Annotated in this window: 1 protein-coding gene; it reads right to left on the bottom strand. The window is 49.1% G+C overall.

Going from position 1 to position 401, the window contains the following annotated elements; translation table 11 throughout:
* Positions 1-401, bottom strand: a 401-nt coding sequence (gene ruvA, locus FH871_RS35055) for a Holliday junction branch migration protein RuvA (protein WP_138995363.1), incomplete at both ends; no start/stop codon positions are given.

The following is a 401-nucleotide window of genomic DNA, read 5'->3' as shown; positions in this document are numbered from 1 at the left end:
AAGAAGGCACGGACTTTCTTGAGTTCGCTGGCCTTGTAGCCCAGTGCCTGGAGGGCTTCCATGGCTTCGTCCAGATTTTGATTGCTACTTTGGGCCTGTGGACTTGCCTTGCCAGCCGCTTGAGGCACTTCCACAAACTTACCAGCTAGGTCCAAAACCATCTGCTGTGCAGTTTTCTTGCCAATCTTAGGAAATTTAGTCAGGTACTTGATGTCGCTATTATCAATAGCGGCAACCAAGCCCTCATTATCATCAACAGCAACGATAGCTAAGGCCGTTGTTGGACCGATACCTGAAACAGAAATCAGATTGAGGAAAACGGCCTTCTCCTCTTCGCTATGAAACCCATAGAGAAGCTGGGCATCCTCTCGCACCACATGGTGGAGATAGATCTGGATGTC

Source organism: Larkinella sp. C7, assembly GCF_006149005.1.
In the GTDB taxonomy this organism is placed as follows: Bacteria; Bacteroidota; Bacteroidia; order Cytophagales; family Spirosomataceae; genus Larkinella.
The sequence above is the reverse complement of the archived record's forward strand: the minus strand, read 5'-3'. Positions and strand labels throughout refer to the sequence as shown.